The organism is Bacillus cereus, assembly GCF_002577405.1.
Lineage (GTDB): Bacteria > Bacillota > Bacilli > Bacillales > Bacillaceae_G > Bacillus_A > Bacillus_A cereus_AU.
Map to the genome: position 1 here is coordinate 12,902 of NZ_NULR01000018.1, position 26,532 is coordinate 39,433.

Below are 26,532 nucleotides of genomic sequence, written 5' to 3' on the forward strand. Positions count from 1 at the left end.
GATGATATTAATATGAAAAATATAACATAGGGAATCATAGCTTTCTTATTATTACTTAAGTGTTTACTATAAATTAATAACAAACAAGAAATTAAAAAAATGATTTCTAATGTAGTACGGAATTCAGTATAGTTAGGAATAGTAACTAAAATCGCTAAAATTAAAAGTAACGAATTGCTTAGAATATTTATTATTTTAACAAAATTATTCTTTTTATCCTCGGTCATATATCTTCCTCGTTTCACCTTTGATTTTTACTCATTTCTCTACTTAGTATTATTACAATATGACTAATGAGAATTCCTATAGAGTATAAATATTTAACAATAAAAAAATTCCATTTTGAGGGATTTTTTCTGTTTACTTTTTCAAAATTCAAGAGTAATATATCAGCCAGAATACATTTTTTTGTAAACGCTGAGTCCAAATGTATGGAGCGGAGGAACCAATTTGTGCAGTGTCACTTGGGGTGAATCTTTCAGTTTTGAAAGTAGGGCTACTCTCAAAGTCCGAATCCGACAGCTAACTTCGTAAGCGTCTTGAGAGAGGACGGTGCCATGATGGATACATCACTTCATCGGTCCGATTAGTATAGGGGAATATCAATCTACGTTTGAGTTCTTTTATGCTAAGGAGGATGAGGGACATGGAACTAACACTTATTTGTGTTGGAGAAGAAAGCAAGGTAAATAGTTTAATAGATTTAGTAGCCTTTCAACATGAGTTAATTATTTTTACAGCAAATGAAGAGATAGCGGCTGAAGTGAGGAATTGTGGGTTTGACTGGACGTATAGTTGTAGTAAGGAGCAGGATTTTACTAGTATTTGTGAGTGTATTAAGAAGGTGATTTTACTAGGGGATGAGCTTCCAATCATTAGTTTCTTTACAGAACACATTCGCTTTTCTTTCCAAGCACCTATTACTGTTGTTACAAGAAATAAACGATATCCAGCGAGGCTCTATGAAACGATTGGAGCTAAATTCGTCGTGTTTACGAATTGTGATAACATTTCTTTTTTATTTTTTGAATAGGGCGGAGGAGAGTGAATATGAAGGTGTTGTTACTAGGAGATATAGCGAATCGTTGGGCGGTATCGATAGAGAGAGTTGAAAAATTGATCCAGATTGATCCTCTTTTTCCAGGTCCATATATTATATTACCATCAAAAGATGTTTTGTATTTAGAGGCGGATATTACCGAATATGAGCAGTTACATGCCGAATTGGCACAAGTTTATATTCGAGGGAGAAATTTACGTGCTTTTTTACGAGGTGAATAAATTTTGAATGAAATAGAGAGCGAATGTTAAGTGGACCTAAGGTGGGCGCTTATATACATTCGCCCTTCTTTTGCATATTAAAAAGATAATTTCTACGAAAAAGAAAGAAAAGACAAGAAAACAGATGAAAAAATATTAATAACACTCAATGTAAGCGTTTAAACGATAAAATATTTTCTTATTTTAGTTAATTTAGCTCTTTACAAGTGAAATAGAGAGGAGTATATTTACTCTCATAAATCATTCATGAAATTTCCAAAAAAAACCTAAAATCGCTGAGTTCCAGAAATGGAGCGGGGGAACCAATTTTGTGCATCGTCACTTGGGGTGAATCTTTCAATTTTGAAAGTAGGGCTACTCTTTAGGCCCGAATCCGACAGCTAACCTCGTAAGCGTTTAGAGAGGAGGTTTACTTTGTGTTGTTCGTTTAGAACACTAAGTAGAGCTTAGTGTTCTTTTTTTGATAACTAAATGGTAAATTTTAACAAAAATAAAGTGAGGGATAGCTATGTTAGATGTTGTAATGATCGGGACTTTTATTCTATTAGTTGCATCGATGGCGAGTCTTGCAAGTTGGTCAGATAAAGTTGTGAAGGAAGGAAAGCAATCATGATGATTGTCTTATCGGTTATTGTCGCAGCAATTACAGTGTATTTAGTGTATGCATTATTAAATCCAGAGAAGTTTTAATTAGGGGGAATCATTCATTATGATTTGGGTTGCAGTCATTATTACAATGCTCTTGTTTATTTTAGTAGCAAAGCCAACGGGGATTTATTTAGAAAAAGCTTTTCAAGGTAGTAAAACGTTAGATAAAGTATTCGGGCCTTTTGAAAAACTTATTTTTAAAATTACGGGTGTAAAAGCATACAATCAAACGTGGAAACAGTACGCATTATCATTAGTTTTATTAAATGGATTTATGATCGTTGTCGTATACTTCATTTTCAGATTACAAGGTGTGCTGCCACTAAATCCAGCGCATATTGAAGGGATGGAGCCTACGCTCGCTTTTAATACAGCAATTAGTTTTATGGCTGATACAAACTTACAGCATTATAGCGGTGAAAATGGTTTATCTTATTTATCGCAATTAATTGGGATTACGTTTTTAATGTTTGCGGCACCAGCAACGACGTTAGCGCTTGTTATGGCATTTATAAGAGGGCTTGCTGGAAAAGAACTTGGTAACTTTTTCGTAGATTTTACGAGAGCATTAACGAGAGTATTTCTTCCTATCGCATTTGTCGCAGCACTAGTCTTTGTCGCACTTGGTGTACCACAAACGTTAGACGGAGCAGTTACAGCACAAACAATTGAAGGCGCAAAACAAAGTATTTTACGTGGGCCTGTTGCATCATTCGTTTCCATTAAGGAACTTGGAAATAACGGCGGTGGATTTTTCGGGGCAAATTCTACACATCCTTTCGAAAATCCAGGACAAATGAGTAATATTTTGCAAATGATGCTTATGATGTTATTACCAACGGCACTTCCATTTACGTACGGACGAATGGTAGGGAATAAAAAGCAAGGGCGTATCCTTTTCGTATCACTATTTATGGTGTTTTTACTAGGATTTATAACGATTACTACAGCTGAATTAAATGGGAATCCAGCGTTAAATGGAATGGGTATCGAACATGTACAAGGAAGTACAGAAGGAAAAGAAGTACGATTTGGTACAGTATTTTCTTCCCTTTATGCGACAGTTACGACAGCTGCTGAAACAGGGGCCGTTAATACGATGCATGATACGTTAACGCCAATTGGCGGGCTAGTACCACTCGTAAATATGATGTTAAATACAGTATACGGCGGCGTTGGAGCAGGCTTTGTTAACATTATTATGTATGCGATTATTGCGGTCTTTATATCTGGGTTAATGGTAGGGCGGACACCAGAGTTTTTAGGTAAGAAAATTGAAGGTAAGGAAATGAAATTAATTGCGGTAACGATATTATTTCATCCATTGCTTATTTTAGGATTTTCAGCATTAGCTCTTTCAACAAGTTTAGGAACGGATGCCATTTCTCATTCAGGTTTCCACGGTTTAACGCAAGTTGTATATGAATACACATCGTCAGCTGCGAATAACGGATCTGGATTTGAAGGATTAGCAGATAATACACCATTTTGGAATATTACGACTGGTTTAGTTATGTTTTTAGGACGCTATTTCAGTTTAATTACGATGCTAGCTGTGGCATCTTCGCTGAAAGAAAAAACGGTAGTGCCAGAAACAGTTGGAACGTTCCGTACAGATAATGGTTTGTTTGGAGGGATTTTCATCGGAACGATTGTAATTGTTGGAGCGTTAACATTCTTCCCGATGTTAGTACTTGGCCCAATTGCAGAATTTCTTACATTGAAGTAATGGAGGGTAAATGATGAGACCGGTAGTAGTAAAAGAAAAAAGAGTGAACGAACCACAAGTACATGCTGTAGAAGATGAGGTTAGACAAGCGAAAACGATGGATCGTGATATCGTAAAACATGCGATGAAACAATCCTTTGCGAAATTGAATCCGAAAGTCATGATAAAAAATCCGATTATGTTCGTTGTAGAAATTGGATTTATCATTACGTTAATTTTATCCTTTCTTCCAAGCAGTTCTAGTAGTGTACCAGGGTGGTTTAATATAACAGTTTCTCTCATTCTATTATTTACAGTTTTATTTGCGAACTTTGCAGAAGCGTTAGCTGAAGGTCGTGGTAAAGCACAAGCTGATTCTTTAAAACAATCGAAGAAAGATGTGTTTGCAAATGTTGTAAAAGAAAATGGAGACATTGTTCAAGTTTCAGCAACTGATCTAAGAAAAGGTGACGTTGTTATTGTAAAACAAGGAGAAATGATTCCGAATGATGGTGAAGTTATTAAAGGATTAGCGTCTGTTGATGAATCTGCAATTACAGGAGAGTCAGCTCCTGTGATAAAAGAAGCTGGTGGTGATTTTTGTTCCGTAACAGGCGGAACGATGGTCGTAAGTGATGAGATTACGATTGTAATTACGAGTAACCCTGGTGAATCATTTATTGATAAAATGATTTCTTTAGTAGAAGGGGCTGCCCGTCAAAAAACGCCGAATGAAATTGCTTTAAATACAGTATTAACGAGTTTAACGCTTATTTTCTTAATTGTTGTTGTGACGTTGCCGATTTTTACAAATTATTTAGGGTTTCAAATTGATACAGCTGTACTTGTAGCGCTGTTAGTTTGTTTAATTCCAACGACAATTGGTGGTTTATTATCAGCGATTGGTATTGCTGGAATGGACCGTGTGACAAAGTTTAACGTGCTAGCAATGTCAGGTAAAGCAGTAGAAGCTGCTGGTGATATTAATACAATTATTTTAGATAAAACAGGTACTATTACGTTCGGGAACCGGATGGCACATACATTGCTTCCTGTAGGGAATGAAACGATTGAGCAAGTAGGAAAATGGGCTGCTATTAGCTCAGTTTTAGATGAAACGCCAGAAGGTCGATCTGTTATCGAATATGTGCAAGCGAAATCTATATCATATAATAGAGAACTTGCAGAACAAGGTGAATTTGTTCCGTTTAAAGCAGAGACGAGAATGAGTGGTGTTGATTTACAGGACGGAACGAAAGTGAGAAAAGGTGCTGTCGGTGCCGTTATTGAGTGGGTTCGATCACAAGGCGGAGCGATTCCGAAAGATGTAAATCAAAAAGCAGATTTTATTTCAAAAGAGGGCGGGACACCACTTGTAGTTGCAGTAGATGATCGTATTTACGGTTTAATTTATTTAAAGGATACAGTAAAACCTGGTATGCGTGAGCGCTTTGAACAATTGCGCCAAATGGGGATTAAAACAGTTATGTGTACAGGTGATAATCCGTTAACAGCAGCGACAATTGCAAAAGAAGCTGGAGTAGATGAATTCGTTGCTGAGTGTAAACCAGAAGATAAAATTGCGGTTATTAAAGCAGAGCAAGATAAAGGGAAACTTGTAGCAATGACAGGTGATGGTACAAATGATGCTCCGGCTTTAGCGCAAGCGGACGTTGGGTTAGCGATGAATAGTGGGACGACAGCTGCGAAAGAAGCAGCGAATATGATTGATTTAGATTCGAACCCAACAAAAATTATTGAAGTTGTAGGAATCGGTAAGCAATTGTTAATGACACGTGGTGCGTTAACGACGTTTAGTATTGCGAATGATATTGCGAAATATTTTGCAATCATTCCGGCGATGTTTACACTGGCAATTCCGCAAATGGAAGCATTGAACATTATGAAATTAACATCACCACTGTCAGCAATCTTATCAGCATTAATATTTAATGCAGTTATTATTCCATTACTTATTCCACTAGCGATGAAAGGAATCGCATATAAACCGATGAGCTCTAATGCATTGCTTAGCAGAAACTTACTCATTTATGGGCTTGGCGGAGTTATCGTTCCGTTCATTGGAATTAAAGTAATTGATATGATTGTCGGCTTGTTCATATAAGGAAGAGGGGAAAAAGATGGCGAAGAAACAAAGTATACTAGCACCGATTGTCCGTGTTACTTTTACATTTTTAGTGTTGTGCGGTCTTGTATATCCGCTTATTGTAACTGGGATTGCACAAGCGGTAATGAAGGATAATGCGGATGGAAGTCTTATATATAATGATAAAGGTGAAGTAGTTGGTTCAAAATTAATCGGTCAAAATTTCACAGATCCACGTTATTTTCATGGACGTGTCTCTAGTATAGAATATAAAGCAGAAGCATCTGGTTCAAATAACTATGCACCGTCTAATCCAGATTTAGCAAAACGAGTTGAGAAAAGTATTGAAGACTGGAAGAAACAAAATCCAACGGTTCCAGTTACAGAAGTACCGATAGATTTAGTGACGAATTCAGGTTCAGGGCTTGATCCTGATATTAGTCCGAAGGCGGCTTCTGTGCAGGTAGATCGCATCTCGAAAATAACGAATATTCCGAAAGAAAAACTGGATCAGTTGATTAAGGAGCAAACAGAAGGCGCTGCACTCGGTTTATTTGGAGAAGATCGCGTAAACGTCTTAAAGTTAAATTTAGAATTACAGAAATTAATAAAATAGTAACAGTGCTACCTCAATCTAACGGATTGAGGTAGTGTTGTTTCGAAAGAAAGGGTGCGAGTGTTTTGTATGCGGATGACTATAAACCGAAGTTTCAAAGGCGAACGCCAGAGGAATATTTAGAATACATTAGGCAACAAAATCGCGGAAAGTTAAAGCTATACGTAGGGGCTGCCCCAGGAGTAGGGAAAAGTTATAAAATGCTCTTTGATGCAAGAGAGATGAAAAAAGATGGTATGGATATTGTGATTGGTTTAATTGAAACACATGGGAGAATCGAGACAGAAGAAGCAATTGCTGATTTAGAGAAGATTCCTTTAAAAGAAATAGATTATAAAGGGAAAGTATTTTATGAACTTGATGTGGAAGGAATTATAAAGCGTGCGCCGCAAATTGTTGTTGTGGATGAACTTGCGCATAGTAATATTCCCGGATCGAAAAATAAGAAACGTTATATGGATGTGCAGGAATTGTTAGATGCCGGTATATCCGTATTATCAGCGTTTAATATTCAACATTTAGAAAGCGTTCATGACATTGTAGCTCAAATTACAAATGTAAAAGTAAGAGAACGTATTCCAGATTTTATTTTGCAAAAAGCAAACGAAATTCAGCTCGTTGATGCAACGCCTGAGGTACTAAGGAAGAGATTAATAGATGGAAAGATATATAAGGAAGAAAAAATTCAGCAAAGCTTACAAAATTTCTTTACACTTAATAATTTAGGAGCACTTAGGGAATTATCGCTTCGTGAAGTTGCAGATGATATGGATGAGAAAATTAGTCAAACAGTAATAGAGCCAATCGGTGTGAAAGAAAAAATTCTCGTTTGTGTGCAATACAGTTCAACAGCGGAGAAATTAATACGGAGAGGTTGGCGCATGGCTGATCGGTTAAATGCTGAATTGTATGTATTAAACGTTGAAAGAGAAAATATAGATTCTCTTTCAGCAGGAAAAAAGCAAACAATTGAAGAGTGGAAATCGCTGACGAATCAATTTGATGCGAGCTTTGTATTAGAAGAAGCGAAAGGAAGAAAGCCAGCAGATGTTATTATTGAAGTCGCGAAAAGATTACAAGTAACGCAAATTTTACTCGGACAATCGGCAAGAACGCGTTGGGAAGAAATTCGAAAAGGTTCTATTGTAAATGAAATTATGAGAGAAACGAAGTATATCGATATTCATATTGTGGCGGATCAAAGAGCTTAATATAGAGGCTATCTTTTTTGGTAGTCTCTATTTTGCCTTGTGCGTGTTTTTATCATGTATAAGACTGTGGACGAAAAATATTTTTTCAAGCCTTTTGAATATAATTTCTGAAAGAACTCATATATAATAGAAAAAGATACTTAACATAGTGAATAATTAAAGAGTTAATATATAAAGAGGAGAGAGTAGCATGCTTGAAAATACAGGGTTAGTATTAGAAGGCGGCGGTATGCGTGGTGTATATACGGGCGGGATACTAGAATACTTTATGGAACAAGATTTATATTTTCCATATGTAATCGGTGTATCAGCTGGTGCTTGTCATGCAGCGTCGTATCTTTCCAGGCAAAGAAATAGAAATAAGACAGTAAATATTGATTATGCATCACATCCGAAGTATTTATCGTATAAAAACTTGTGGAAAAAGCGTCAGTTATTTGATATGGATTTCATTTTTCATGAAATTCCAGAAAAACATGTCCCATTTGATTTTGACACATATTTTAATAGTCCAGAACGCTTTCTTGTAGGGACGACAGATTGTGAAACAGGAAAGCCTGCTTATTTTGAAAAAGAAGGTACGAATGAAGATACATTGAATTTATTGCAAGCATCTAGTTCATTACCATTCATTGCACCAGTAGTAAACTACCAAGGTAAGCAATTATTAGATGGCGGGATTTCAGATCCAATTCCAGTTCGTAAAGCACAGGAAGATGGATTTGAAAAATCAGTCGTTATTTTAACGAGAAACCATGGTTACGCGAAGAAAAAATCAAAATTTGGCTGGGTTGCTGCGAAAGCTTATAAAAAGTATCCGAACCTTGTAAATACGATGCTAACTCGTTATGAAGTGTATAATGAAACACTTCACTACATTGAAAAAGAAGAGCAAGCTGGTAATTTATTTGTTATTCGTCCAGAATTGCCGCTTCAAGTAGATCGTATGGAAAAAGATAAGGCGAAATTACAAAGTTTATATGAACAAGGTTATGAAGATGCAAAAAGACAATTTGCGGATTTACAGGCGTTTTTGCAAAAATAATAATTAGGCTGTGGAGAAGGAGTTCTCCGCAGTCTTTTTTGTATTGCTACATACGTTACTTTTTAAAAATGTAATGCTTCCACTTATATAGGAGAATTTCTCATAAGAAACGTATGCAAATATTAAAAAGAATGTTTGAGATGGTAGGTTTGGAGAAGCATATAAATAAATATCTTTACGAGTTATCAGGAGGAGAACAACAAAGGACAGCCATAGCGAACTTTTCCTTACTTCTTGCATTGAAAGTAGTTCGTATGATTGTTGCAAAAGGAAAGTAGAGCATCGGAATTTGATGCTCTACTTTTTTATTTATAAAAAAATCCCTCACAAAGAGGGATTTTAATGTGGTAAGAATACCAATTGATAAGCAAACAAAATTCCAAATAAATATATAAGTGGATGAACAGCGCGGAATTGTCCTTTTGCCACTTTCATAAGTGGGTATGAAATAAATCCAAGTGCAATCCCTGTTGAAATACTTGATGTAAGTGGCATGCTTAAGATTACTAAGAATGCTGGGAATGCTTCATCGAATGTGTCCCAATCAATATATCGAACTGAACCCATCATAAGACTACCAACGATAATTAGTGATGGTGCTGTAATAGCTGATACGCCAGAAACAGCGCTCACTAAAGGTCCGAAGAATGCTGCTACTGCAAATAGTACAGCTACTGTAACGGTTGTTAAACCAGTACGTCCACCAGCTGCAACACCAGCAGATGATTCAATGTAAGCTGTTGATGGTGTTGTTCCGAACATAGCTCCAATTGTTGCAGAGAAAGAATCAGCTAAAAGTGCTCGTCCTGATTTAGGAAGTTTTCCATCTTTCATAAATCCACCTTGTTGTGCAACGCCAAGCAGTGTACCTGTTGTATCAAATAGTGTAACAAGGAAGAAGGAGAACACAACGCCGTATAATCCGTAGTTAATTACATCAGATACAGCAGTAATTGGATTTGCAACGATAATTCCTTCTGGTAATCCAGGCATTGAGGTAACGCCATTTGAAAATGTTAATTGACCTGTGAAGTAAGCGATAATCCCAGTTAATAACATTCCGATAAATAGTGCCCCGTTTATATTTAAAGACATAAGGATAATTGTAATTCCAAGACCAGCTAATGCTAGTAAAACAGGAGGGGAATGAAGATCACCAAGTCCAACTAAGTTAGAGTCATGTTGGGTTACAATTCCTGTTAAGCGTAAACCGATAAAAGCGATAAAAAGACCGATACCAGCAGTAAGTGCATGTTTTAAGTTTTCAGGAATTACTTCCATTAATTTTGTACGGAATGATGTAAATGATAACAAAATTAAAATCATACCTGCTACGAATACAGCAGAGAATGCAATTGCGAAAGTCATGCCTTCATGAGCCTTTACAACAGAGTAAGAGAAGTAAGCATTTAATCCCATACCCGGTGCAATTGCGATTGGTAAGTTTGTAAAGAGCGCCATAAATAATGTTCCGACAACAGCAGCGATAATTGTTGCTGTAAATGCTTGTTCGAATGGAACACCTGCATCACCAAGGATGACAGGGTTTACGACAATAATATATGCCATTGTTAAGAAGGTAATAATACCCGCCATAATTTCAGTTTTAATAGAAGTTTTATGTTTTGAAAGGTTAAACATATAAACATCCTTTCTTTTTACGAATAATTTCCACAACAGTTATATATAATATTCGTTTTTTATGTATTTTGCAATAGTTTTGCATAAAAACTTTAGAACAATTCATATTTTATGTCTTAAATTCGAATATTAACCGTATGGTTGCTTATGAATTGCGGTTTTTTAATGTGTAAGTAGTTTTTATAATTGTGCACATTATAAGAGAAAAGGAGTTGAAGGAAGTTATGCCGCAGCAAAAAAACTTTTTAACAATGCCAGCGCAGCATCAAAATAAACAGCCTGGTATTGAATCGTTAATGAATCCTCTTCCAAAGTTTGAAGATCCAAATTATAAAGGAAGCGAAAAGTTAAAAGGAAAGAATATATTAATTACAGGGGGAGATAGCGGAATTGGACGAGCTGTGTCTATCGCTTTTGCAAAAGAGGGAGCAAATATAGCAATTGCTTATTTAGATGAGGAAGAAGATGCAAATGAGACGAAACAACGAGTTGAAAAAGAAGGCGTGAAGTGTCTGTTGTTGCCGGGGGATTTAAGTAATGAACAACATTGTAAAGATATTGTGGAAGAGACTGTTTCAAAGCTAGGCAGTTTAAATATTGTTGTGAATAACGTCGCACAGCAATATCCGCAGCAAGGCTTAGAGTATATTACAGCGGAACAGCTAGAAAAAACGTTTCGGATTAATATTTTTTCTTATTTCCATGTTACGAAAGCAGCACTTTCTCACTTAAAACAAGGAGATGTCATTATAAATACGGCATCTATTGTTGCGTATGAAGGAAATGAAACGTTAATTGATTATTCTGCAACGAAAGGAGCGATTGTAGCTTTTACAAGATCGCTTTCTCAGTCGTTAGTGCAAAAAGGTATTCGTGTAAATGGTGTGGCACCAGGACCAATTTGGACGCCACTTATCCCATCAAGCTTTGATGAGAAGAAAGTATCACAGTTCGGGAGTAATGTTCCGATGCAAAGGCCTGGTCAACCATATGAATTAGCACCTGCGTATGTATATTTAGCGTCTAGTGATTCCACATATGTGACAGGGCAAATGATACATGTAAACGGAGGCGTTATTGTAAATGGATAGTTTTCATTTATAAGAGCAAAGTAAAGCTAATTGCATCTATTATCATACTAGTGCTAGGGAGGATGTAGATGAAGAAAGTATTGTTTATCGTAATCCTATTTTTCTACCTACCAGCTAGCGCTTTTGCTAATACAGATCATTTGATTTTAGTGAATCTTACGACGAATCAGCTATCTTTTTTTGAAGATGGAAACTATACGAGAACATTTCCAATAACGACTGGAAGGGACAGTACCCCGACGCCTGAAGGGAATTTTTGTATTATAACTAAATATAAAAATAAGGACTATCATCGAAAGAAAATAGCTGGGGGTGCACCGAACAATCCTCTCGGTACAAGGTGGCTTGGACTAGATGAAAAAGAGTATGCGATTCACGGGACAAATAGGGAATGGACAATTGGAAGTAGGGAATCAAATGGTTGTATTCGCATGCATGACCGGGATATACAATGGCTATATGACAGAGTACAATTACAGACAAAAGTAATCATTTCTCGTTTTCATACGAGCCCTGAATATGAAGCGAATAAGCTGGGTTACCGCGTTGTGAGCTGGAATGGTCGTAAAGTAGAAGAAGAGAAAATTGGAATGCTTACGTTAGTAGACCGTGTCGATATATATTGGCAAGAACCAAATGGGCAGCTAACAAAAGTGAAAACGGTATTACCGAATGAAAGGTATGCCGTGTATTCTAAACGAAAAGATGGAATATATTATATAGGAAACAATTTGTATATTGTAGATGAAACAGGAGAAAAAATTCGTTATGAGCAAATTCCTTCTTCGATTTTAAGTAATATATATAAGCGGAAATATAATGTACTGTAAGAGCTACCGTGTATAGGCGGTAGCTTATTTGTAATTAAGTGAATGAAGATACATTTTGTCCATACTAGTCGGGATGCTTGCAAGTAGCAGAATGAAAAAATGAAACAGCAACTATTATATTTTGCTGAATATAATACAGTACAGATTGGGGGCAGTTACGTTATGAAAAGTGAATTTGCATTTAAAGTTTTCTTAGTAACGACCTGTTTATTTATCGTGTATTTGTATGCGTTTCTCGTCTTTTCTTTTTATGTTCCATATGTTGATTTAATATTGTTCTTCGGATTTATTTGGGCATTTGTTAAAGCGAGGGAAGGGGAGAAGAGTATATATCGGCGCATTACCCTATGCGGGACGGTAGTTCTCGTTATTTTGTACTTTTTTATGATGCATGATTTTTGGAGAGGAATGTAAAAAGCATACGATTAATCGTATGCTTTTATGTTTAATATTTGGGCTTAAACGTATGACAACAAGTCTCTACACTCGTTGTTACAGAACTTTCAAGCGTCTCGTTTGTTAAAGTAGCACCTGTATACGAACTGTTTTCAATTTGATCTGTTTCTTGTGCATCAGGCTGAACAACGATTGCACTTGCTTGACAAAAGTTACCTTGTCCCCAAAATGAGCAATTGGAAACAGAGCATTTCACTTCTGGCATAAAACCCCCTCCTTATACATTAGTGTGGGATTTTACAAGCATTTCATGTATAGAAGGAGTTTCCTTTTCTCGTTATTTCTTCGTTTGTTCAAGCCATTCTTTTAATTTGTCTTTCGGTTGTTCGCCGCTAATACGGCTCACTTCCTTGCCATCTTTAAAATGAATGATTGTTGGAGTGCCTGTAATTTTATATTCATCCCAAGGAGCATCTAATTTTTCAATATCCATAACTTTCATATCAACATTTAAGTCTTTCGCCATTGGTACTACGATAGGAGATAATTTTTGGCAATGAACGCAAGATGTTTGATAAAAGTATACTGTTTCTTCTTTTTTCTCTTTTAAATTCTTTTGGAGATCTGAAAGAGAAATTTTGTTTGTGTAGTAGTCAGGACCGTCTGCTGGACTACTAGTAGTGTTATTAAGTTTTTGACTTTGACTTGTCGGTGCGTTTTTCTTTTCCATTTGTGTCACAGCAGTCAGTGCTGCGAACAAAGCGATAATAATACCGCCAAATATAAGTATTTTTTTCATTCTTTCATCTCCTTATTTGTTTTTGATTACAATAAAGCTACAAACAGCGATTGTGATAAAGCCGATAAGTGCTAAAAACGGGATTGTCACAAAGCCGAACCAGTTTATGTATTCTCCCGTACAAGGTACACGACCGCAAGCCGCCCCAGCAGCTGAAAATGCTGCGATTTTTTGAATTGCATAGTGATATAAAGAAATACAAGCACCAATACTTGCGATTGGTAAAGAATAACTTGCGATGCGATAGTCTTTTTTTACTACAGCGATACCGAGCCATAAAACGAATGGATACATAAAAATACGTTGATACCAACAAAGGACACAAGGCTCAAATTTCATGATTTCGGAAAAGTATAGACTTCCTAATGTAGCGATAAAAGAAGCTCCCCACGCGGTAAGTAAAGCATATTCTTGCTTTTTTTCTCGTTCCATATTTTATACCTCTCTTATAATAGTTACATACTAAATTATAGTATGAAGTAGTACAGAAAAGAAAGAAAAAATATGTTTATCAATAAAAGTTTTATAAGGAAAAACTTTTATTGATATAAACATTTTAAAAAAGCGCCATTCTCTGCAAGAGAATAGCGCTATATTTTACATTTGAATTTGCTCTACTTCTTCTATATGTGACTTTTGGGATGCGTGGTCAATATATTGAAATAGGAGCTGCAATTGTTTATCAACTTCAGGTAGTTCTTTACTGTATTGATAAGCGTGTAAAAAATGCTCAATACGCTTAGAAAATAATTGATCGTTCGTTTGAACCATAAGAACGAGTAATTTGTCCCAATTACAGCAATACGTGTAATAGAGAGCTTTATCATAGTCGTTATATGTTTGCACTGTGTACCCTCCTTACTTGAGGAGTTATATATAGTGTGTGACAAGTAAGGAGAAATACACTTGAAAGAATTTGTTAAGATAAAATGTGAATGAAAAGAAAAAACGAGGTATGTCCTCGTTTTTGTTAAGCTTTTGGCATTGGTGTAGGCGTTGGTTTGCCATACCCTTCTTTATATTTATTATCGATATAGTTGCGAATTTCTAGCGTTGATTTTCCTTTTTGTTTCATCGAGGCAGATTCAACCGCGATTTCTAAGCAATTAACGCAAGTCGTTGCATGGGAATCCCAAACAACTTCACCATTCTTTTTAATTTCACGAATAAAGCAGTTCTTATTATTTTTATGTCCTACACTTTCACCGCAACCACAGTAACATGGAATCCAATCTAATAGTTCTGCATTTTGTCCAGCGACAGTATAGATTTCTTTCATTTGTGGATCAAGCTTGTCTAGGAAGGCCGGAAGTGTGTCGATTCCTTTTGTTTTTTCTTGAATGTCAGCTTGCTGAGTGTGCGTGGCATGATCATGCTCTTCTTTTGATTCAGAAGATTTTTTGTCATTTGTACTAGTACTCCCGCATCCAGCAAGAATTAGGCTCAGTACTGCAAGTAAAGAAAATACATACTTTTTCATTCGCTTGTCCCCTTTACAAATGTATTAACCAAATTGTATCAAATATCATGGTGCGTTGGGGGAAGATTTTTTCGACTGATTTTTGAAGCGCCATCGTAGTGAATGAAATAGAAATAAAATCGGAATATAAGCGTATACAATATATAAGCCCGCCTGAGAGAGTACTGTATTTAATATATGGATGCTTTCACGGTTTGTGAAAAATAAGGACGAAATAAATATGGCTACGATAAAAAATGGCAGTGTGATTTTAAAAGGGATGTGAAAAGATCTTTTACTAATGCAACAAGAAGACCAAATTGTTAAACAAAGATTAGGTAAAATAATTAGATACCATAAGAAAATAATGACGTACTCAAATCTTTGGATAAAAGGAATCTTAATGATTTTTAGCATCGTTAATGTTGGCCAAATTGTATGATGTAGTTGTCCTTGGCTATAGTACATGAGGGACACGATTGCTAGTACTACATATAAAATAGTTGTAAAGGCAATACCACCATGTGCCCATTTATTTAACGATTTTCCTTTTTTAATAAATGGATAAAAAATAAGGATTGCTTCAAATCCGAGAAATTCTAATGCAGATGCTTTCGTTGCAGTTAAAATTTCTAAAGGTGAATGAGTTAGAATTGGGAAAATGTTGCGGACATGTGCATATTTCATTGGGAAAGCTAAGAAAAATAGGACGAAAATCGGTATTATGACGCCCCAAAAACACATTCCTGTTACAGAGCGAAAACCACCTTTAATTACGTAGTAAACCACCAGTAAAAATAATAAAGTTAATTTCCACGGTTTAATTGTAGGGAAGACCCAAACTTGAATAACTTCAATATATGTACGAAGAACAGTAAGGCAAAATAATAGAAGGTATACAGCAAAGCATACGGAAAAAAAAGTTCCAAGCCACTTTCCGAAACATGTCGTATGAATATTCATTAAATCATTATCTTTTTCTAACATTTTCAGCATGCAAAATAATACGATATGAGTTACAATGCCGGCAACAATAAGAGAAATCCAAGAATCATAACCGGCATATTGCGCAATAATTCTTTGGTATCCTAATACACCCACTCCGATTTGAAGGGAGTGTAATAGAAGGAATGTGAAATAAGGGGAAACAGTATGTGTTTTATCTTGTTCAGTCATGATAGCACCTCACTATTCTCCGATACCAGATTGTACGACATTAATCTCCACATTAACAGCAATGTCTACGTTAGGATACATGTCTTGAATTTGTTTCATGCTCCATTTTCTTGAGTGACTACGAATTTCTTCACGTATACCTATTGGATCGATTTCTTTTTCTTGGAATTGTTTTATTAATTCGTCCAAATGTTCCTCAAGCGTGGTTTCAACATGTTTTTTTACGTAAGTTACATTTTTATTCTTTGTTAAATCAAGCCAGTCGGGAGCGTTTTTTATGAGTCCATTTAATTTTAGGCGAATGCGAACTTTCGGAATATCGCCAGCATCGGAAAGAGAACAAACACTCTTTCCGGATAGGTTTTGAGTTGCGATTAAGCCTTTACGTTTACCTTGACGTATCGGAACCTCGTAGCGTCCATTTTTAGTTGGATTAATGAGTAGTTTGAATAAAAAAGATCCTTTTTTATCTGTGTACATAACTACTTTATCTTTTTTTAAAAAAGCGAGTCCTATAATGGAAGCAGATTTATCTTCATCCGCTTTAATATAAGGAAGAAATGGATCGCTTCCGGATGAATAAAAATTATATAAAAAAACATTTAAAGGCGTCCGAGGAATTGTCTCGGTTTCTATATTTTGCTCCAGTAAATCAGACAGATATAGCGATCCATTTGTTTTAATATGCTTGAGTAATTCTTCTGTTGAACCGTCTACAAGCGCTAACTGTACATCCCGCCCTATGTTAGGATCACGTTGTAAGTTGTTAATAACATCCCCAATTCCACGTTCGCCAAATGATTTTCCAAATAGGACAACACGCATTTGACCTATAGCGATTGTATGTGGCGATTTTGCATTTAGAAGTGAAGAGATTGTTTCGAGGGTACCAGCAGTAGTGGATTGTGTTTCTGGTTTTGATTGTACGCCTCTTGTGTAATCAGGGTAGAGAATTGTCCCACGAAATTTTTTATCCTTCATTATATCGAATCCACTGACATGAATAATTCGCTGTGTGTCTACTATATTCGGTTGTGTACAGCCAGATTGAAAAATTAAAATGACAATGAAAAAGCATAATAAAATATTTTTCATTTCTCCTCACCATCACGTTTTTCTTTCGCTTTGTTTGGATCATAGCGCCATTTCTTTTTGGGTCTTAGAAAAGAGGCACGTCCCGCAGTTTGACTAAATGGTAAGCGAAGGAGTCCTTCTGCTGTCCCTAATCCGCGGAATGGGTATAAAGGTAATAAATAAGGTGATCCAAGTGATTTTAAGCGAATTAAATGAGCTAATATAAATACGAATCCGACGATAAGACCTACGCCGCCAAATGCTCCAGCTAAAATGATGAGAGGGAATCGTAATAACCGGATAGTAGAAGACATTTTTACTGTTGGTGTTGTAAAAGATGCAAGCGCCGATAACGCAACCGCAATTAATAAAATAGTACTCGTTAAAGCAGCCTCAACAGATGCTTGCCCAATTACAATCCCGCCAACAATACCAATCGTTTGGCCGACTTTAGTCGGTAAGCGTGCTCCAGCCTCGCGCAGTAATTCAATTGTAATTTCTAAAAAAAGTGCTTCTAACATAGGTGGAAATGGTACGTTAGCTCTAGAATAAATAATTGGCCCAAGTAAATCAGCTGGAATCATTTGATAGTGATACGTTAATACAGCTGTATAAATAGCTGAAGAGAATAGAGAGAATGCAGCTCCGAAAAAACGAACCATTCTAAGAAATGAGCCTGCTATCCATGGTAAATAATAATCTTCTGGCGAGACGAAGAAATCGAGCAATGTCGCTGGTCCAGCTAATGCGTATGGTGAACCGTCTGTTAAAATGACAACTCCTCCGTTCAGTAACGCATAAACGGAGCGATCTAAACGCTCTGTAGGTAGTAAAACAGGGAAGGGGGAGTTGCTATTATCACTAATAAACTGTTCGATCATAGTTGCATCGAAAGGAACATCAAAGTCAATGTCTTGTAGGCGCTGCATGGCAGTATTGATGTGTTGTTCATTTGTAATGCCTTCGATGTAGGCAACTACGACCTTTGTTTTTGATATAGAGCCAACTGCAATTTCTTTGAAAACTAATTGCTCCGTTACAATATTTCGGCGAAGTAAGTGTGTATTTGTATCAAGATTTTCAACAAATCCGACTTTTGGCCCGATTACACTATATTCATTTTCGGTATCGTTATATAGTCGTGTACCTACAACTGAACTTTCAGCACGAATAAGTGCATATTCCGCTGAGTGAGAATCTTTTTTTAGCTGTATGAGTACATACCCACCTAATAATTTTTCACGAATATCATTAATAGAAGGGTTGGTGATAATCTCTTCGAGTGTGACGATATTTGTTATATCACTTATATTTTCAATGTGATCTAACTCTTTTTTTATAGGTGTTAAAATGAATCGATTAATGAGGAGTGATTCAGCTGTAGATTTATAATAAAACAAACATAACGTCCCATCTTCTACGATGTTATAAGAAACAAAATCACTAGATTCTTTCATAGTATGGATAAACTCTGGAATAGAACAGACTGTTTTTTTCTTCTTTTTAGATGATAAACGAAACATTTCCTCACCCCTGACATACATCATTTACTTGTGTTAGTTTTTGGGAAAGACGGGAATTTATACTTCAAATTTGAAAGTTCATAAAGAAAAGGAAGAGTAGTGAATACCTCTTCCTTTTTGGCATGTTAATTTGTTTTCTTTTCTTTAATAGACTTCACTAATTTAATCATTTCCGCTCTTATATCTTCTTTTTTTACATTTAATTTTTCTGCAATTTGTTTAATGTCCATTCCATCTTTTTTCATTTTTAGTACATCATCAAGAGGTGTATTACTTTTTTGAGAAATGATTGTTAATACCGTGAGCTGACGCAAGCCGATATTATATTCTTTCATTTTTTGTTTTAGTCCGTCTGGTGTAGATTTTTGCATAGTTGCTAACTGTTGCAGCAGTGCTTTTTTCGTTTCTTTATTCATATGATGCTTTTTCAATTTACTTGGATCCACACCAAAATGCTGTGCCGTTTTCTCCCAAGATTTATTTTGTTTATAGTAAGCTAAAACGTCTTTAATTTCTGTTTTACTGATTCTCGCAATGTGGGCAGCTTTCCAAATTTCATGTTTGTTATAACCGAGTTTTTCGAGCGACTGCATTTCTTCTTCTGAAATTGGTTTATGGTGGTGCATTGTTACTTCTTTTGGCGTAGCAGCGGAAGCAGGGAATATAGATATCCCGCATAATAATGCTGCCATCGTCATACTTACTGCGATTTTTTTGTACATATAAACTCCTCCTAGATGGATAATGTGGAAACTGTACACATATCATTTCCATAAAATGTGAAATACTTGTGAACAAGTTAAGTTTTTTTATTCACAGTATGAAATAACCTTTTTGGGAGTTTTCCAACATAAAACATTGATTAATAGTAAAAAACTAGGGTATAATCGAAATTGAAAATCAATATCAATAACAAAGGTATACATATAGATAAAAATAAGGGAGAGAAAAATATGACTACATATACTTCCATCGCAAATGTGATTAAAGAAAGACGATCTGTTCGTACATTCACAGACAAAGCAGTAGATAAAGAGTTATTAATTGAACTATTAAACGACGCAACGTGGGCACCAAATCATAAACACCGTGAACCATGGAATTGTAAGCTATACATTGGAGAAGGTCGCAAGCAATTAGTAGACGCAGTATTAAACTCTTTCACAGAAGAAGAAAGAGCGAAACGCGGCAAAGTTTTATCAAATCGTTTCTTAAGCACACCTGCACAAATCGTTGTTTACATTAATGAAGATCCACGTCAAATTCAACGTGACGAAGATTACGCTGCAACATGTGCATTTATGCAAAACTTCCAACTTCTTGCTTGGGAACGCGGCTTAGGCTGTGTTTGGAAATCAGGCGGATTAAACTACAATCCATTATTTATAGAAGGAATCGGTTTAACAAGAGGCCAACGCATCGTTGGAATTCTTCACCTAGGCTATTTCGATAAAGCACCAGAGGGAAAAGCTCGTACACCGATTACGGAGAAGATGGAGATTATTGAAGGTTAATAGATGAGACATTCTCGTTTTTATGAGGATGTCTTTTTATTATGCAATCAATCCTCATGAAAGCTTGTTTCCAATCATACACTTTCTTAAGGGAAAGTGTAAGGAGGGAAAATAATGAGAGCAAGTGACGATAAAGCGCTACAATATGCGATTGCGGAAATTACGGAAATTGCGACTGGATTTGGGCTTGATTTTTATCCGATGCGTTATGAAATATGTCCAGCGGAAATTATTTATACATTTGGTGCATATGGGATGCCGACGAGGTTTTCACATTGGAGTTTTGGAAAGCAATTTTTCAGAATGAAATTACAATACGATTTAGGACTTAGTAAAATATACGAACTCGTTATTAACTCTGATCCATGTTACGCCTTTTTATTAGATACGAACTCTTTAATTCAAAATAAACTCATTGTAGCGCACGTTTTAGCACACTGTGACTTCTTTAAAAATAACGTTCGTTTTTCAAATACGAAGCGAGATATGGTAGAGAGCATGGCGGCAACCGCAGACCGTGTGAAAGCATATGAGCATAAGTACGGAAAAGCAGAGGTGGAAACATTTTTAGATGCAGTGCTCGCTATTCAAGAGCATATTGATCCGTCACTTATGCGTCCGAAACTTGCGTGGAGTATTGATGATTTAGAAGAGGAAGAAGTAGAAAAGAAAAAGGCATCACAATACGATGATTTATGGAATTTAGATGATCGAAATAAAAAGAGGGAACGATCCAATATACGAAAAAAGAAGAAGATTCCACCACAGCCAGAGAAAGATTTACTCCTCTTTATTGAAGAATATAGCCGTGAATTAGAAGATTGGCAGCGCGACATATTAACGATGATGCGCGAGGAAATGTTATATTTCTGGCCACAGCTGGAAACGAAGATCATGAATGAAGGCTGGGCGTCCTATTGGCACCAACGTATACTCCGTGAAATGGATTTAACATCTTCTGAATCGATTGAATTCGCAAAGCTTAATGCGGGTGTAGTTCAGCCGTCAAAAACAAGTATTAACCCATACTACCTCGGTATTAAAATGTTTGAAGATATTGAAGAACGCTACAACAACCCGACAGAAGAGATGAAACGACGCGGCGTAAAACCAGGATCTGGTCGTGACAAAATCTTTGAAGTACGCGAAATTGAATGGGACGTATCGTTCCTCAGAAACTACTTAAATAAAGACCTCGTCATGCGAGAAGATATGTACTTATTCCAGCGCCAAGGAAAAGAATATAAAGTAATAGATAAAGAGTGGGAAAATGTGCGTGATCAACTCGTAAATATGCGGACAAATGGAGGTTTTCCATACTTAGTAGTAGAAGATGGAGACTACTTAAAGAACGGAGAATTGTACATTAAACATAGTTACGAAGGAATCGAGCTTGATTTAAAATACTTAGAAAAAGTATTGCCATACATTCATCAGTTATGGGGAAGAACAGTGCATATGGAGTCGATTGTGGAGAGTAAGGGTGTTGTGTTTTCGTATGATGGGAAGATGGTGCACCGGAAGTATGTGTGATAAGGAAAGCCACTATGTATGTAGTGGCTTTTTGATTTTTAGGATTTGTTGTACATTATTTTTGTGATTTCTTCCATATATGACAACGCCTGGAACGTTAGTGACAGGTGTTAGTAAATCTATAAATACAAAAATCCTTACTCATATTCAAGCGTTTTTGTACGCATTTAGATAAGCAAAATTGTGCATTTAAAACACTCATTTACTATAAAGAATTCGAGATTTCGTTTTTAGAAACAGTTTCTACATAACCAGTATGTTCATTATTATGATCATCTGTGTATTGAATACCGATAAAATAAAAAGAATCCATGTTCCTAACTACTTTTGTATAGCTAATCTTTTCAGGACGTTCTTTAAAGAGTTTGAATTCTTTTGTTTGTACGTTGTAAGTGTATAAATCGCCACCGTGGTTAGAATTTCCTGCAGCTCCACCTATTACAAGCAATAATTGATTATCATCAATCCATGTAACGCTCTTACAAGTCTGTGTGTTAGATATTCCGATTTTTTTTATGGAATCTACTTCCACTATTGTGCGTTTGTCTGTCTTAAAATCATACAAGGATAACTCACCTGGCTCATCAGCCAATACTTGGCTATTCAAAATTATCTTATCTCCGCTAGGCGAAATTTCGTAGTCAAGTGCTGTGCCTGAATCAGATTTCCAAAGTGGTGTAGCTTCTCCTTTTGTATTCTTAGCTAGTAAAGAAACCTCTGTTTCATCTATATCCAACTCATTGTTTTTTTTGTATTCTTGCTTTTCCTTGTTGGAATTTTGTTGATTCGTTTCGTTTGTTGTATCAATTTGTTTTGTAATAACAGACTTCTTTTGGGGTAAAGAAATGATATTAAAATAGCCTAAAACAAATATCGCGATGAGTACAGCAATAATCCCCAATAATAAAGTATTTAGATAGCGACTTTTCATAGTATCCTCCCGTTAATTTCAATATTATGGATTCATAATATCACAATGAAAATGCTTTCTCTATCGAAAATTGTAATATTTTGATGTTAAGTAAAATAAAAAGCTACATTTTAAAGCAGTACATTTAGTGCAATCGTAAGACTATAAGTTTTTACAGTATATATTTAACGTGAGTTATAGGTTTGTTATATATTTGGCAGAATTGAATATATAGCTGATTAACGGTGCCTTCCTATTAACATTATAGACCGTAGGGAAGACCGGACATAGAATACAGTGTCCGGTCTTTTTCATCTGGTTAAATATGGTATTATTAAAGAAAGGGAGTTACATATAGAAATGGAGCCATTCAAATGAGCAAAATAGGGGTATGTAAGGTTGATATTACGCCGCCGTTAGGTATTGATTTTATCGGATATCATAGAGATACAGGAATTAATAATATTGAAGAGCGCATTTACGGGACGATCTTTGTATTTGAAAAAGATGAAATAAAAACGGTGTTTATAAGTATTGATAATATCGGGATGTTAGTAGAAGATACGAATATTATTCGTGAGCGAGTAGCTAGTGAGCTTCATTTGCCATTTGAGCGAATAACGGTTGTGTATACGCATACACACTCTGGTCCGGAAACAGTCGGTGATGATCCACTAGTACAGTCGTATAAAACAATTTTAGTAAATAATGTAGTCCACGGTGCTATTGCTGCGAATAACAATTTGAAGCTATGTGAAGTTGGATGGGGTGTTACGAAAAGTGATATTGGAGTAAACCGAAGAGAGAGAACATCTGATGGAAAAGCGAAGATGGGAACAAATATAGAGGGTGTTGTAGATAACCGAATTGGTATGTTAGCAATAAGAGATGCTGAAACGAAGGAGTTATCTGGGATTGTAGTATTTTGTACGGCTCATCCGAATGTTTTAAAAGGTGATAGTGATGTATTATCAGCAGATTATCCTGGAATGACGAGAGAGATTCTTGAGAAGATAGTAAGCTGTCCTGTTATTATTGTTCAAGGTGCTGCTGGAAATGTGAATGCGAAGTATCGGGGTTCAAGGGAAGCATTAAAACAAATGGCTTACATACTTAGCGGACATGTATTAACGATGTTACCAACAGTTACATATAGCCCAATTGTAAAGTTAAGAACAATTTCGAGTACGGTGCAAATGCAGTTGAAGGATATTCCTGAAAAAGATGAGATACGAAGAATGGCCCAATTTACTGAGCGGCATTGGGGTGTGAATACTGATGAATGGCTTACTATCGTTTTAGAGAAACATAAGCAAAATATTCGGCAGCTAAGTATCGATTTAGAAGTTCAACTGTTTCAAATTAATGATGGTATGTTCTCTGGAATACCGATGGAACCTTTTTCGGAAACTGCGTTAGAAATGAAAGAGAGTCTTCAAAATGAACGAGCTTTCTTTGGTGGGTATATGAACGGATATATTGGGTATTTACCAAGCAAAGAGGAGTATGCATATGGTGGATATGAAGTTGAATTAAACCCTGTCGTGTATGGTCCGGTTACAAACTTGTTGATGCCACCGGAGGAGAATACGGCGGAGCTGGTTGTGAAGAGAGTTATGAAATTATATAACGTGTAAAAAATATATTTAGTAGAACAAAATTTAAAGAAATTAATGATTTTTAATACATCTGTAGAAAACGAATCCATTAAATGTATATGCACCTCCTGTGGATTATGTATTAAATGTCTGTGTGAAAAAGGATGGTAGTATTGATATTCAAGGAGAGCATGATGGATTCCCTTGTTTTGAATTTTATAAGCAAGTAGATTTCGGTTCATTTGAAAAAATATATACACATGATTTTAGAGAAACTGGTGATACAGCGGCAGCGCTAGGCGGGAACATGGATTATAGTTTTACAAAGAGATTATAGGAAGTATGACAATGGAACGATGATTTGCTTCATTCGTAAAGAACTTGGAGATGTCTAAGTTCTTTTTTATTTGTTTCAAATTTGTGAAAGAAAGACATATATATTGAAAATGCTTTTTGTATATTTTATTATATACCCATACGGGTATGAGTTTTCGTTTTTGATACATTGAGAAAATAAATAACACGGAGGTTTGAAATATGTCTAGAAAAATAGTTGTAGTAGGCGGAGTTGCCGGCGGCGCATCAGTAGCTGCAAGGCTTCGTCGTTTAAGTGAAGAAGATGAAATTATTATGGTTGAGCGCGGTGAATATATTTCATTTGCAAATTGTGGATTACCATACTATATTGGCGGTGTCATTACAGAGAGACAAAAATTATTAGTACAAACTGTTGAAAGAATGTCGAAGCGCTTTAATTTAGATATACGTGTATTGAGTGAAGTAGTAAAGATTAATAAAGAAGAGAAAACAATTACTATAAAGAATGTAACGACAAATGAAACATATAACGAGGAATATGATATTTTAATTCTTTCACCAGGAGCGAAACCAATTGTTCCACCTATTCCAGGTATTGAAGAAGCGAAGGCGTTGTTTACGTTACGGAATGTACCTGATACAGATCGTATTAAAGCGTATATTGATGAGAAGAAACCACGTCATGCGACGGTTATTGGTGGCGGATTTATTGGAGTGGAAATGGTTGAAAACTTAAGAGAATGTGGAATTGATGTTACTCTCGTAGAGATGGCAAATCAAGTGATGCCACCAATCGATTATGAAATGGCAGCATATGTGCATGAGCATATGAAAAATCACAATGTTGAGCTTGTTTTTGAAGATGGTGTAGATGAATTAGAAGAGAGCGGGACTGTTGTACGTTTAAAAAGTGGTTCAATTATAGAGACAGATATGATTATTTTAGCAATTGGTGTACAACCAGAGAGTAGTTTAGCAAAGGATGCAGGATTAGTTCTAGGAGTTAGAGAAACGATAAAGGTAAATGAGAGATTTCAAACATCGGATCCACATATATATGCAATTGGTGATGCGATTGAAGTGAAAGATTTTGTTACAGAAACAGAAACGATGATTCCTTTAGCATGGCCAGCTAATCGTCAAGGTCGCATGTTAGCAGATATTATTCATGGTCATACTGATTCTTTATATAAAGGTACGTTGGGAACTTCTGTAGCTAAAGTTTTTGATTTAACAGTTGCTTCGACGGGAGTAAATGAGAAAATATTAAAACGATTAAATATACCCTATGAGGTAGTGCATGTACAGGCGAATTCGCATGCGGGATACTATCCGAATGCTACGCCAGTGCTAATAAAATTAATTTTTAATAAAGAAAGCGGAAAAATTTACGGGGCACAGGCGTTAGGACGTGACGGTGTTGATAAGCGTATCGATGTTATTGCAACGGCAATAAAAGCAAATTTAACTGTAATTGATTTACCGGATTTAGAATTATCATACGCACCGCCTTATTCTTCTGCAAAAGATCCAGTAAACATGGTGGGGTATGCCGCAAGTAATATAGTAGATGGTTTTGTGGAAACAGTCCAATGGCATGAGATAGATCGTATTGTTGAAAATGGTGGATACCTTATTGATGTTCGAGAGCCTAATGAATTAAAACAGGGAATGATTAAAGGTTCTATTAATATTCCTTTAGATGAATTACGTGATCGTTTGGATGAAGTGCCAGTGGATAAAGAAATATATATTACTTGCCAACTTGGTATGAGAGGGTATGTTGCAGCACGCATGTTAATGGAAAAAGGATATAAGGTAAAGAATGTAGATGGTGGTTTTAAATTGTACGGTACAGTATTACCAGACCGTATTGTATATTGATATTTTTTCATCTTCCACTTCAAAATTTGGTGGAAGATGAAAGCCTATAGATTAAGGTTTCACTTTATGTTTTGCGAATATATAAGGTGAAAATTAAAAATAGGGGTTTACAAAATACCCTATAGGGTATAATATATTGTCATAAGTTATAAATGGTGACATAATGGTAA

At 35.9% G+C, this 26,532-nt stretch carries 27 protein-coding genes, 2 pseudogenes and 2 riboswitches; of the genes and pseudogenes, 18 read left to right on the forward strand and 11 right to left on the reverse strand.

Features of this window, described 5'->3' with window-relative positions; translation table 11 throughout:
* Window positions 1-405: 405 nt before the first annotated feature.
* Window positions 406-553: riboswitch (cyclic di-AMP (ydaO/yuaA leader) on the forward strand.
* A 93-nt stretch (window positions 554-646) separates the two neighbouring features.
* The 10 genes and pseudogenes from COC96_RS21330 to COC96_RS21380 all read left to right on the forward strand — a co-directional run.
* Window positions 647-1,033, forward strand: coding sequence for a hypothetical protein (locus tag COC96_RS21330; protein WP_141536032.1), 387 nt, complete (start codon window positions 647-649; stop codon window positions 1,031-1,033).
* Between the two features lie 17 nt (window positions 1,034-1,050).
* Window positions 1,051-1,281, forward strand: a complete 231-nt coding sequence (locus tag COC96_RS21335; RefSeq protein ID WP_088232363.1) for a hypothetical protein — start codon at window positions 1,051-1,053, stop codon at window positions 1,279-1,281.
* A gap of 263 nt (window positions 1,282-1,544) precedes the next feature.
* A riboswitch (cyclic di-AMP (ydaO/yuaA leader) is annotated at window positions 1,545-1,690 on the forward strand.
* A 99-nt stretch (window positions 1,691-1,789) separates the two neighbouring features.
* Window positions 1,790-1,894 carry a SipW-dependent-type signal peptide-containing protein gene (locus COC96_RS21345; RefSeq protein WP_098252362.1) on the forward strand — a complete coding sequence of 35 codons (105 nt, stop codon included), beginning with the start codon at window positions 1,790-1,792 and terminating at the stop codon, window positions 1,892-1,894.
* On the forward strand, window positions 1,894-1,971 hold the full coding sequence (kdpF, locus tag COC96_RS21350; protein ID WP_223153441.1) for a K(+)-transporting ATPase subunit F: 78 nt from the start codon (window positions 1,894-1,896) through the stop codon (window positions 1,969-1,971). Before COC96_RS21345 ends, kdpF begins: the two co-directional genes overlap by 1 nt.
* Window positions 1,972-1,990: 19 nt before the next feature.
* Window positions 1,991-3,658, forward strand: a complete 1,668-nt coding sequence (gene kdpA, locus COC96_RS21355; RefSeq protein ID WP_098769302.1) for a potassium-transporting ATPase subunit KdpA — start codon at window positions 1,991-1,993, stop codon at window positions 3,656-3,658.
* A 13-nt stretch (window positions 3,659-3,671) separates the two neighbouring features.
* On the forward strand, window positions 3,672-5,762 hold the full coding sequence (gene kdpB, locus COC96_RS21360) for a potassium-transporting ATPase subunit KdpB (protein ID WP_142340027.1): 2,091 nt from the start codon (window positions 3,672-3,674) through the stop codon (window positions 5,760-5,762).
* 16 nt (window positions 5,763-5,778) lie between these two features.
* On the forward strand, window positions 5,779-6,360 hold the full coding sequence (gene kdpC, locus COC96_RS21365) for a K(+)-transporting ATPase subunit C (RefSeq protein ID WP_098268680.1): 582 nt from the start codon (window positions 5,779-5,781) through the stop codon (window positions 6,358-6,360).
* 65 nt (window positions 6,361-6,425) lie between these two features.
* Window positions 6,426-7,571 (forward strand): KdpD-like non-kinase potassium sensor, encoded by a 1,146-nt coding sequence (kdpDN, locus tag COC96_RS21370; RefSeq protein ID WP_098268681.1) that lies wholly within the window; start codon window positions 6,426-6,428, stop codon window positions 7,569-7,571.
* A gap of 190 nt (window positions 7,572-7,761) precedes the next feature.
* The gene (locus tag COC96_RS21375) at window positions 7,762-8,616 is read left to right on the forward strand and encodes a patatin-like phospholipase family protein (protein ID WP_098769304.1); all 855 of its coding nucleotides are present in this window, start codon (window positions 7,762-7,764) and stop codon (window positions 8,614-8,616) included.
* Between the two features lie 64 nt (window positions 8,617-8,680).
* A pseudogene (locus COC96_RS21380) lies at window positions 8,681-8,834 on the forward strand (ABC transporter ATP-binding protein); the annotation flags it as partial.
* Window positions 8,835-8,955: 121 nt separating this feature from the next.
* Here COC96_RS21380 and COC96_RS21385 read toward each other — a convergent pair.
* Window positions 8,956-10,257 carry an NCS2 family permease gene (locus tag COC96_RS21385; RefSeq protein ID WP_098268683.1) on the reverse strand — a complete coding sequence of 434 codons (1,302 nt, stop codon included), beginning with the start codon at window positions 10,255-10,257 and terminating at the stop codon, window positions 8,956-8,958.
* Window positions 10,258-10,481: 224 nt separating this feature from the next.
* On the opposite strand from COC96_RS21385, the gene COC96_RS21390 reads away from it, so the two are divergent.
* From COC96_RS21390 to COC96_RS21400, 3 genes are all read left to right on the forward strand, one after another.
* Window positions 10,482-11,348, forward strand: coding sequence for an SDR family oxidoreductase (locus COC96_RS21390; protein ID WP_098769305.1), 867 nt, complete (start codon window positions 10,482-10,484; stop codon window positions 11,346-11,348).
* Window positions 11,349-11,416: 68 nt separating this feature from the next.
* Complete coding sequence (locus tag COC96_RS21395) at window positions 11,417-12,178, forward strand: L,D-transpeptidase (protein ID WP_098268685.1); 762 nt, start codon at window positions 11,417-11,419, stop codon at window positions 12,176-12,178.
* Between the two features lie 162 nt (window positions 12,179-12,340).
* Window positions 12,341-12,592 (forward strand): hypothetical protein, encoded by a 252-nt coding sequence (locus tag COC96_RS21400; RefSeq protein ID WP_000834197.1) that lies wholly within the window; start codon window positions 12,341-12,343, stop codon window positions 12,590-12,592.
* Window positions 12,593-12,623: 31 nt separating this feature from the next.
* Here the strand turns inward: COC96_RS21400 and COC96_RS21405 are convergent, their stop codons facing one another.
* From COC96_RS21405 to COC96_RS21445, 9 genes are all read right to left on the reverse strand, one after another.
* Window positions 12,624-12,839, reverse strand: a complete 216-nt coding sequence (locus tag COC96_RS21405; protein ID WP_098268686.1) for a DUF1540 domain-containing protein — start codon at window positions 12,837-12,839, stop codon at window positions 12,624-12,626.
* Window positions 12,840-12,911: 72 nt separating this feature from the next.
* Complete coding sequence (locus COC96_RS21410; RefSeq protein WP_098769306.1) at window positions 12,912-13,373, reverse strand: thioredoxin family protein; 462 nt, start codon at window positions 13,371-13,373, stop codon at window positions 12,912-12,914.
* Window positions 13,374-13,385: 12 nt separating this feature from the next.
* Window positions 13,386-13,805: a disulfide formation protein C gene (locus COC96_RS21415; protein WP_087971093.1), complete on the reverse strand. Its 420-nt coding sequence runs from the start codon at window positions 13,803-13,805 to the stop codon at window positions 13,386-13,388.
* Window positions 13,806-13,970: 165 nt separating this feature from the next.
* The gene (locus COC96_RS21420; protein ID WP_001195458.1) at window positions 13,971-14,219 is read right to left on the reverse strand and encodes a YhdB family protein; all 249 of its coding nucleotides are present in this window, start codon (window positions 14,217-14,219) and stop codon (window positions 13,971-13,973) included.
* Between the two features lie 124 nt (window positions 14,220-14,343).
* Window positions 14,344-14,853 (reverse strand): PCYCGC domain-containing protein, encoded by a 510-nt coding sequence (locus COC96_RS21425; protein WP_071711548.1) that lies wholly within the window; start codon window positions 14,851-14,853, stop codon window positions 14,344-14,346.
* A gap of 45 nt (window positions 14,854-14,898) precedes the next feature.
* Window positions 14,899-16,008 (reverse strand): GerAB/ArcD/ProY family transporter, encoded by a 1,110-nt coding sequence (locus tag COC96_RS21430; protein WP_098769307.1) that lies wholly within the window; start codon window positions 16,006-16,008, stop codon window positions 14,899-14,901.
* Between the two features lie 12 nt (window positions 16,009-16,020).
* On the reverse strand, window positions 16,021-17,103 hold the full coding sequence (gene gerYC, locus COC96_RS21435; protein ID WP_098268688.1) for a spore germination protein GerYC: 1,083 nt from the start codon (window positions 17,101-17,103) through the stop codon (window positions 16,021-16,023).
* Complete coding sequence (locus COC96_RS21440) at window positions 17,100-18,605, reverse strand: spore germination protein (RefSeq protein WP_098268689.1); 1,506 nt, start codon at window positions 18,603-18,605, stop codon at window positions 17,100-17,102. The genes gerYC and COC96_RS21440 overlap by 4 nt, the downstream gene beginning before the upstream one ends.
* A 125-nt stretch (window positions 18,606-18,730) precedes the next feature.
* Complete coding sequence (locus COC96_RS21445; protein WP_098769308.1) at window positions 18,731-19,327, reverse strand: hypothetical protein; 597 nt, start codon at window positions 19,325-19,327, stop codon at window positions 18,731-18,733.
* Between the two features lie 231 nt (window positions 19,328-19,558).
* Between COC96_RS21445 and COC96_RS21450 the strand changes: the two genes are divergently transcribed.
* Together COC96_RS21450 and spoVR are read left to right on the forward strand one after the other, a co-directional pair.
* Complete coding sequence (locus COC96_RS21450) at window positions 19,559-20,119, forward strand: nitroreductase family protein (RefSeq protein ID WP_098769309.1); 561 nt, start codon at window positions 19,559-19,561, stop codon at window positions 20,117-20,119.
* Between the two features lie 114 nt (window positions 20,120-20,233).
* Window positions 20,234-21,652 carry a stage V sporulation protein SpoVR gene (gene spoVR, locus COC96_RS21455; protein ID WP_098268692.1) on the forward strand — a complete coding sequence of 473 codons (1,419 nt, stop codon included), beginning with the start codon at window positions 20,234-20,236 and terminating at the stop codon, window positions 21,650-21,652.
* 205 nt (window positions 21,653-21,857) lie between these two features.
* On the opposite strand, the gene COC96_RS21460 is transcribed toward spoVR, so the two are convergent.
* A complete protein-coding gene (locus tag COC96_RS21460) occupies window positions 21,858-22,583 on the reverse strand; it encodes a DUF4652 domain-containing protein (protein WP_098769310.1) in 726 nt (241 codons plus the stop codon).
* Window positions 22,584-22,936: 353 nt separating this feature from the next.
* Between COC96_RS21460 and COC96_RS21465 the strand changes: the two genes are divergently transcribed.
* From COC96_RS21465 to cdr, 3 genes and pseudogenes are all read left to right on the forward strand, one after another.
* Entirely contained in the window at window positions 22,937-24,199 is a 1,263-nt protein-coding gene (locus tag COC96_RS21465) for a neutral/alkaline non-lysosomal ceramidase N-terminal domain-containing protein (protein WP_098769311.1), read from the forward strand.
* Between the two features lie 61 nt (window positions 24,200-24,260).
* A pseudogene (locus COC96_RS21470) lies at window positions 24,261-24,497 on the forward strand (DUF3238 domain-containing protein); the annotation flags it as partial.
* Between the two features lie 200 nt (window positions 24,498-24,697).
* Window positions 24,698-26,362 carry a CoA-disulfide reductase gene (cdr, locus tag COC96_RS21480; protein WP_098769312.1) on the forward strand — a complete coding sequence of 555 codons (1,665 nt, stop codon included), beginning with the start codon at window positions 24,698-24,700 and terminating at the stop codon, window positions 26,360-26,362.
* Window positions 26,363-26,532: the final 170 nt, after the last annotated feature.

What these genes read in the sequence shown, in the direction of transcription:
- cdr (WP_098769312.1), top strand. Translation starts at nt 24,698, where the DNA reads ATGTCTAGAAAAATAGTTGTAGTAGGCGGAGTTGCCGGCGGCGCATCA.
- kdpA (WP_098769302.1), top strand. Translation starts at nt 1,991, where the DNA reads ATGATTTGGGTTGCAGTCATTATTACAATGCTCTTGTTTATTTTAGTA.
- COC96_RS21465 (WP_098769311.1), top strand. Translation starts at nt 22,937, where the DNA reads ATGAGCAAAATAGGGGTATGTAAGGTTGATATTACGCCGCCGTTAGGT.
- COC96_RS21430 (WP_098769307.1), bottom strand. Translation starts at nt 16,008, where the DNA reads ATGACTGAACAAGATAAAACACATACTGTTTCCCCTTATTTCACATTC.
- COC96_RS21390 (WP_098769305.1), top strand. Translation starts at nt 10,482, where the DNA reads ATGCCGCAGCAAAAAAACTTTTTAACAATGCCAGCGCAGCATCAAAAT.
- kdpB (WP_142340027.1), top strand. Translation starts at nt 3,672, where the DNA reads ATGAGACCGGTAGTAGTAAAAGAAAAAAGAGTGAACGAACCACAAGTA.
- COC96_RS21405 (WP_098268686.1), bottom strand. Translation starts at nt 12,839, where the DNA reads ATGCCAGAAGTGAAATGCTCTGTTTCCAATTGCTCATTTTGGGGACAA.
- COC96_RS21460 (WP_098769310.1), bottom strand. Translation starts at nt 22,583, where the DNA reads ATGAAAAGTCGCTATCTAAATACTTTATTATTGGGGATTATTGCTGTA.
- COC96_RS21345 (WP_098252362.1), top strand. Translation starts at nt 1,790, where the DNA reads ATGTTAGATGTTGTAATGATCGGGACTTTTATTCTATTAGTTGCATCG.
- gerYC (WP_098268688.1), bottom strand. Translation starts at nt 17,103, where the DNA reads ATGAAAAATATTTTATTATGCTTTTTCATTGTCATTTTAATTTTTCAA.
- COC96_RS21410 (WP_098769306.1), bottom strand. Translation starts at nt 13,373, where the DNA reads ATGAAAAAAATACTTATATTTGGCGGTATTATTATCGCTTTGTTCGCA.
- COC96_RS21375 (WP_098769304.1), top strand. Translation starts at nt 7,762, where the DNA reads ATGCTTGAAAATACAGGGTTAGTATTAGAAGGCGGCGGTATGCGTGGT.
- kdpF (WP_223153441.1), top strand. Translation starts at nt 1,894, where the DNA reads ATGATTGTCTTATCGGTTATTGTCGCAGCAATTACAGTGTATTTAGTG.
- COC96_RS21445 (WP_098769308.1), bottom strand. Translation starts at nt 19,327, where the DNA reads ATGTACAAAAAAATCGCAGTAAGTATGACGATGGCAGCATTATTATGC.
- COC96_RS21425 (WP_071711548.1), bottom strand. Translation starts at nt 14,853, where the DNA reads ATGAAAAAGTATGTATTTTCTTTACTTGCAGTACTGAGCCTAATTCTT.
- COC96_RS21440 (WP_098268689.1), bottom strand. Translation starts at nt 18,605, where the DNA reads ATGTTTCGTTTATCATCTAAAAAGAAGAAAAAAACAGTCTGTTCTATT.
- COC96_RS21395 (WP_098268685.1), top strand. Translation starts at nt 11,417, where the DNA reads ATGAAGAAAGTATTGTTTATCGTAATCCTATTTTTCTACCTACCAGCT.
- COC96_RS21450 (WP_098769309.1), top strand. Translation starts at nt 19,559, where the DNA reads ATGACTACATATACTTCCATCGCAAATGTGATTAAAGAAAGACGATCT.
- COC96_RS21330 (WP_141536032.1), top strand. Translation starts at nt 647, where the DNA reads ATGGAACTAACACTTATTTGTGTTGGAGAAGAAAGCAAGGTAAATAGT.
- COC96_RS21415 (WP_087971093.1), bottom strand. Translation starts at nt 13,805, where the DNA reads ATGGAACGAGAAAAAAAGCAAGAATATGCTTTACTTACCGCGTGGGGA.
- COC96_RS21400 (WP_000834197.1), top strand. Translation starts at nt 12,341, where the DNA reads ATGAAAAGTGAATTTGCATTTAAAGTTTTCTTAGTAACGACCTGTTTA.
- spoVR (WP_098268692.1), top strand. Translation starts at nt 20,234, where the DNA reads ATGAGAGCAAGTGACGATAAAGCGCTACAATATGCGATTGCGGAAATT.
- COC96_RS21385 (WP_098268683.1), bottom strand. Translation starts at nt 10,257, where the DNA reads ATGTTTAACCTTTCAAAACATAAAACTTCTATTAAAACTGAAATTATG.
- COC96_RS21335 (WP_088232363.1), top strand. Translation starts at nt 1,051, where the DNA reads ATGAAGGTGTTGTTACTAGGAGATATAGCGAATCGTTGGGCGGTATCG.
- kdpC (WP_098268680.1), top strand. Translation starts at nt 5,779, where the DNA reads ATGGCGAAGAAACAAAGTATACTAGCACCGATTGTCCGTGTTACTTTT.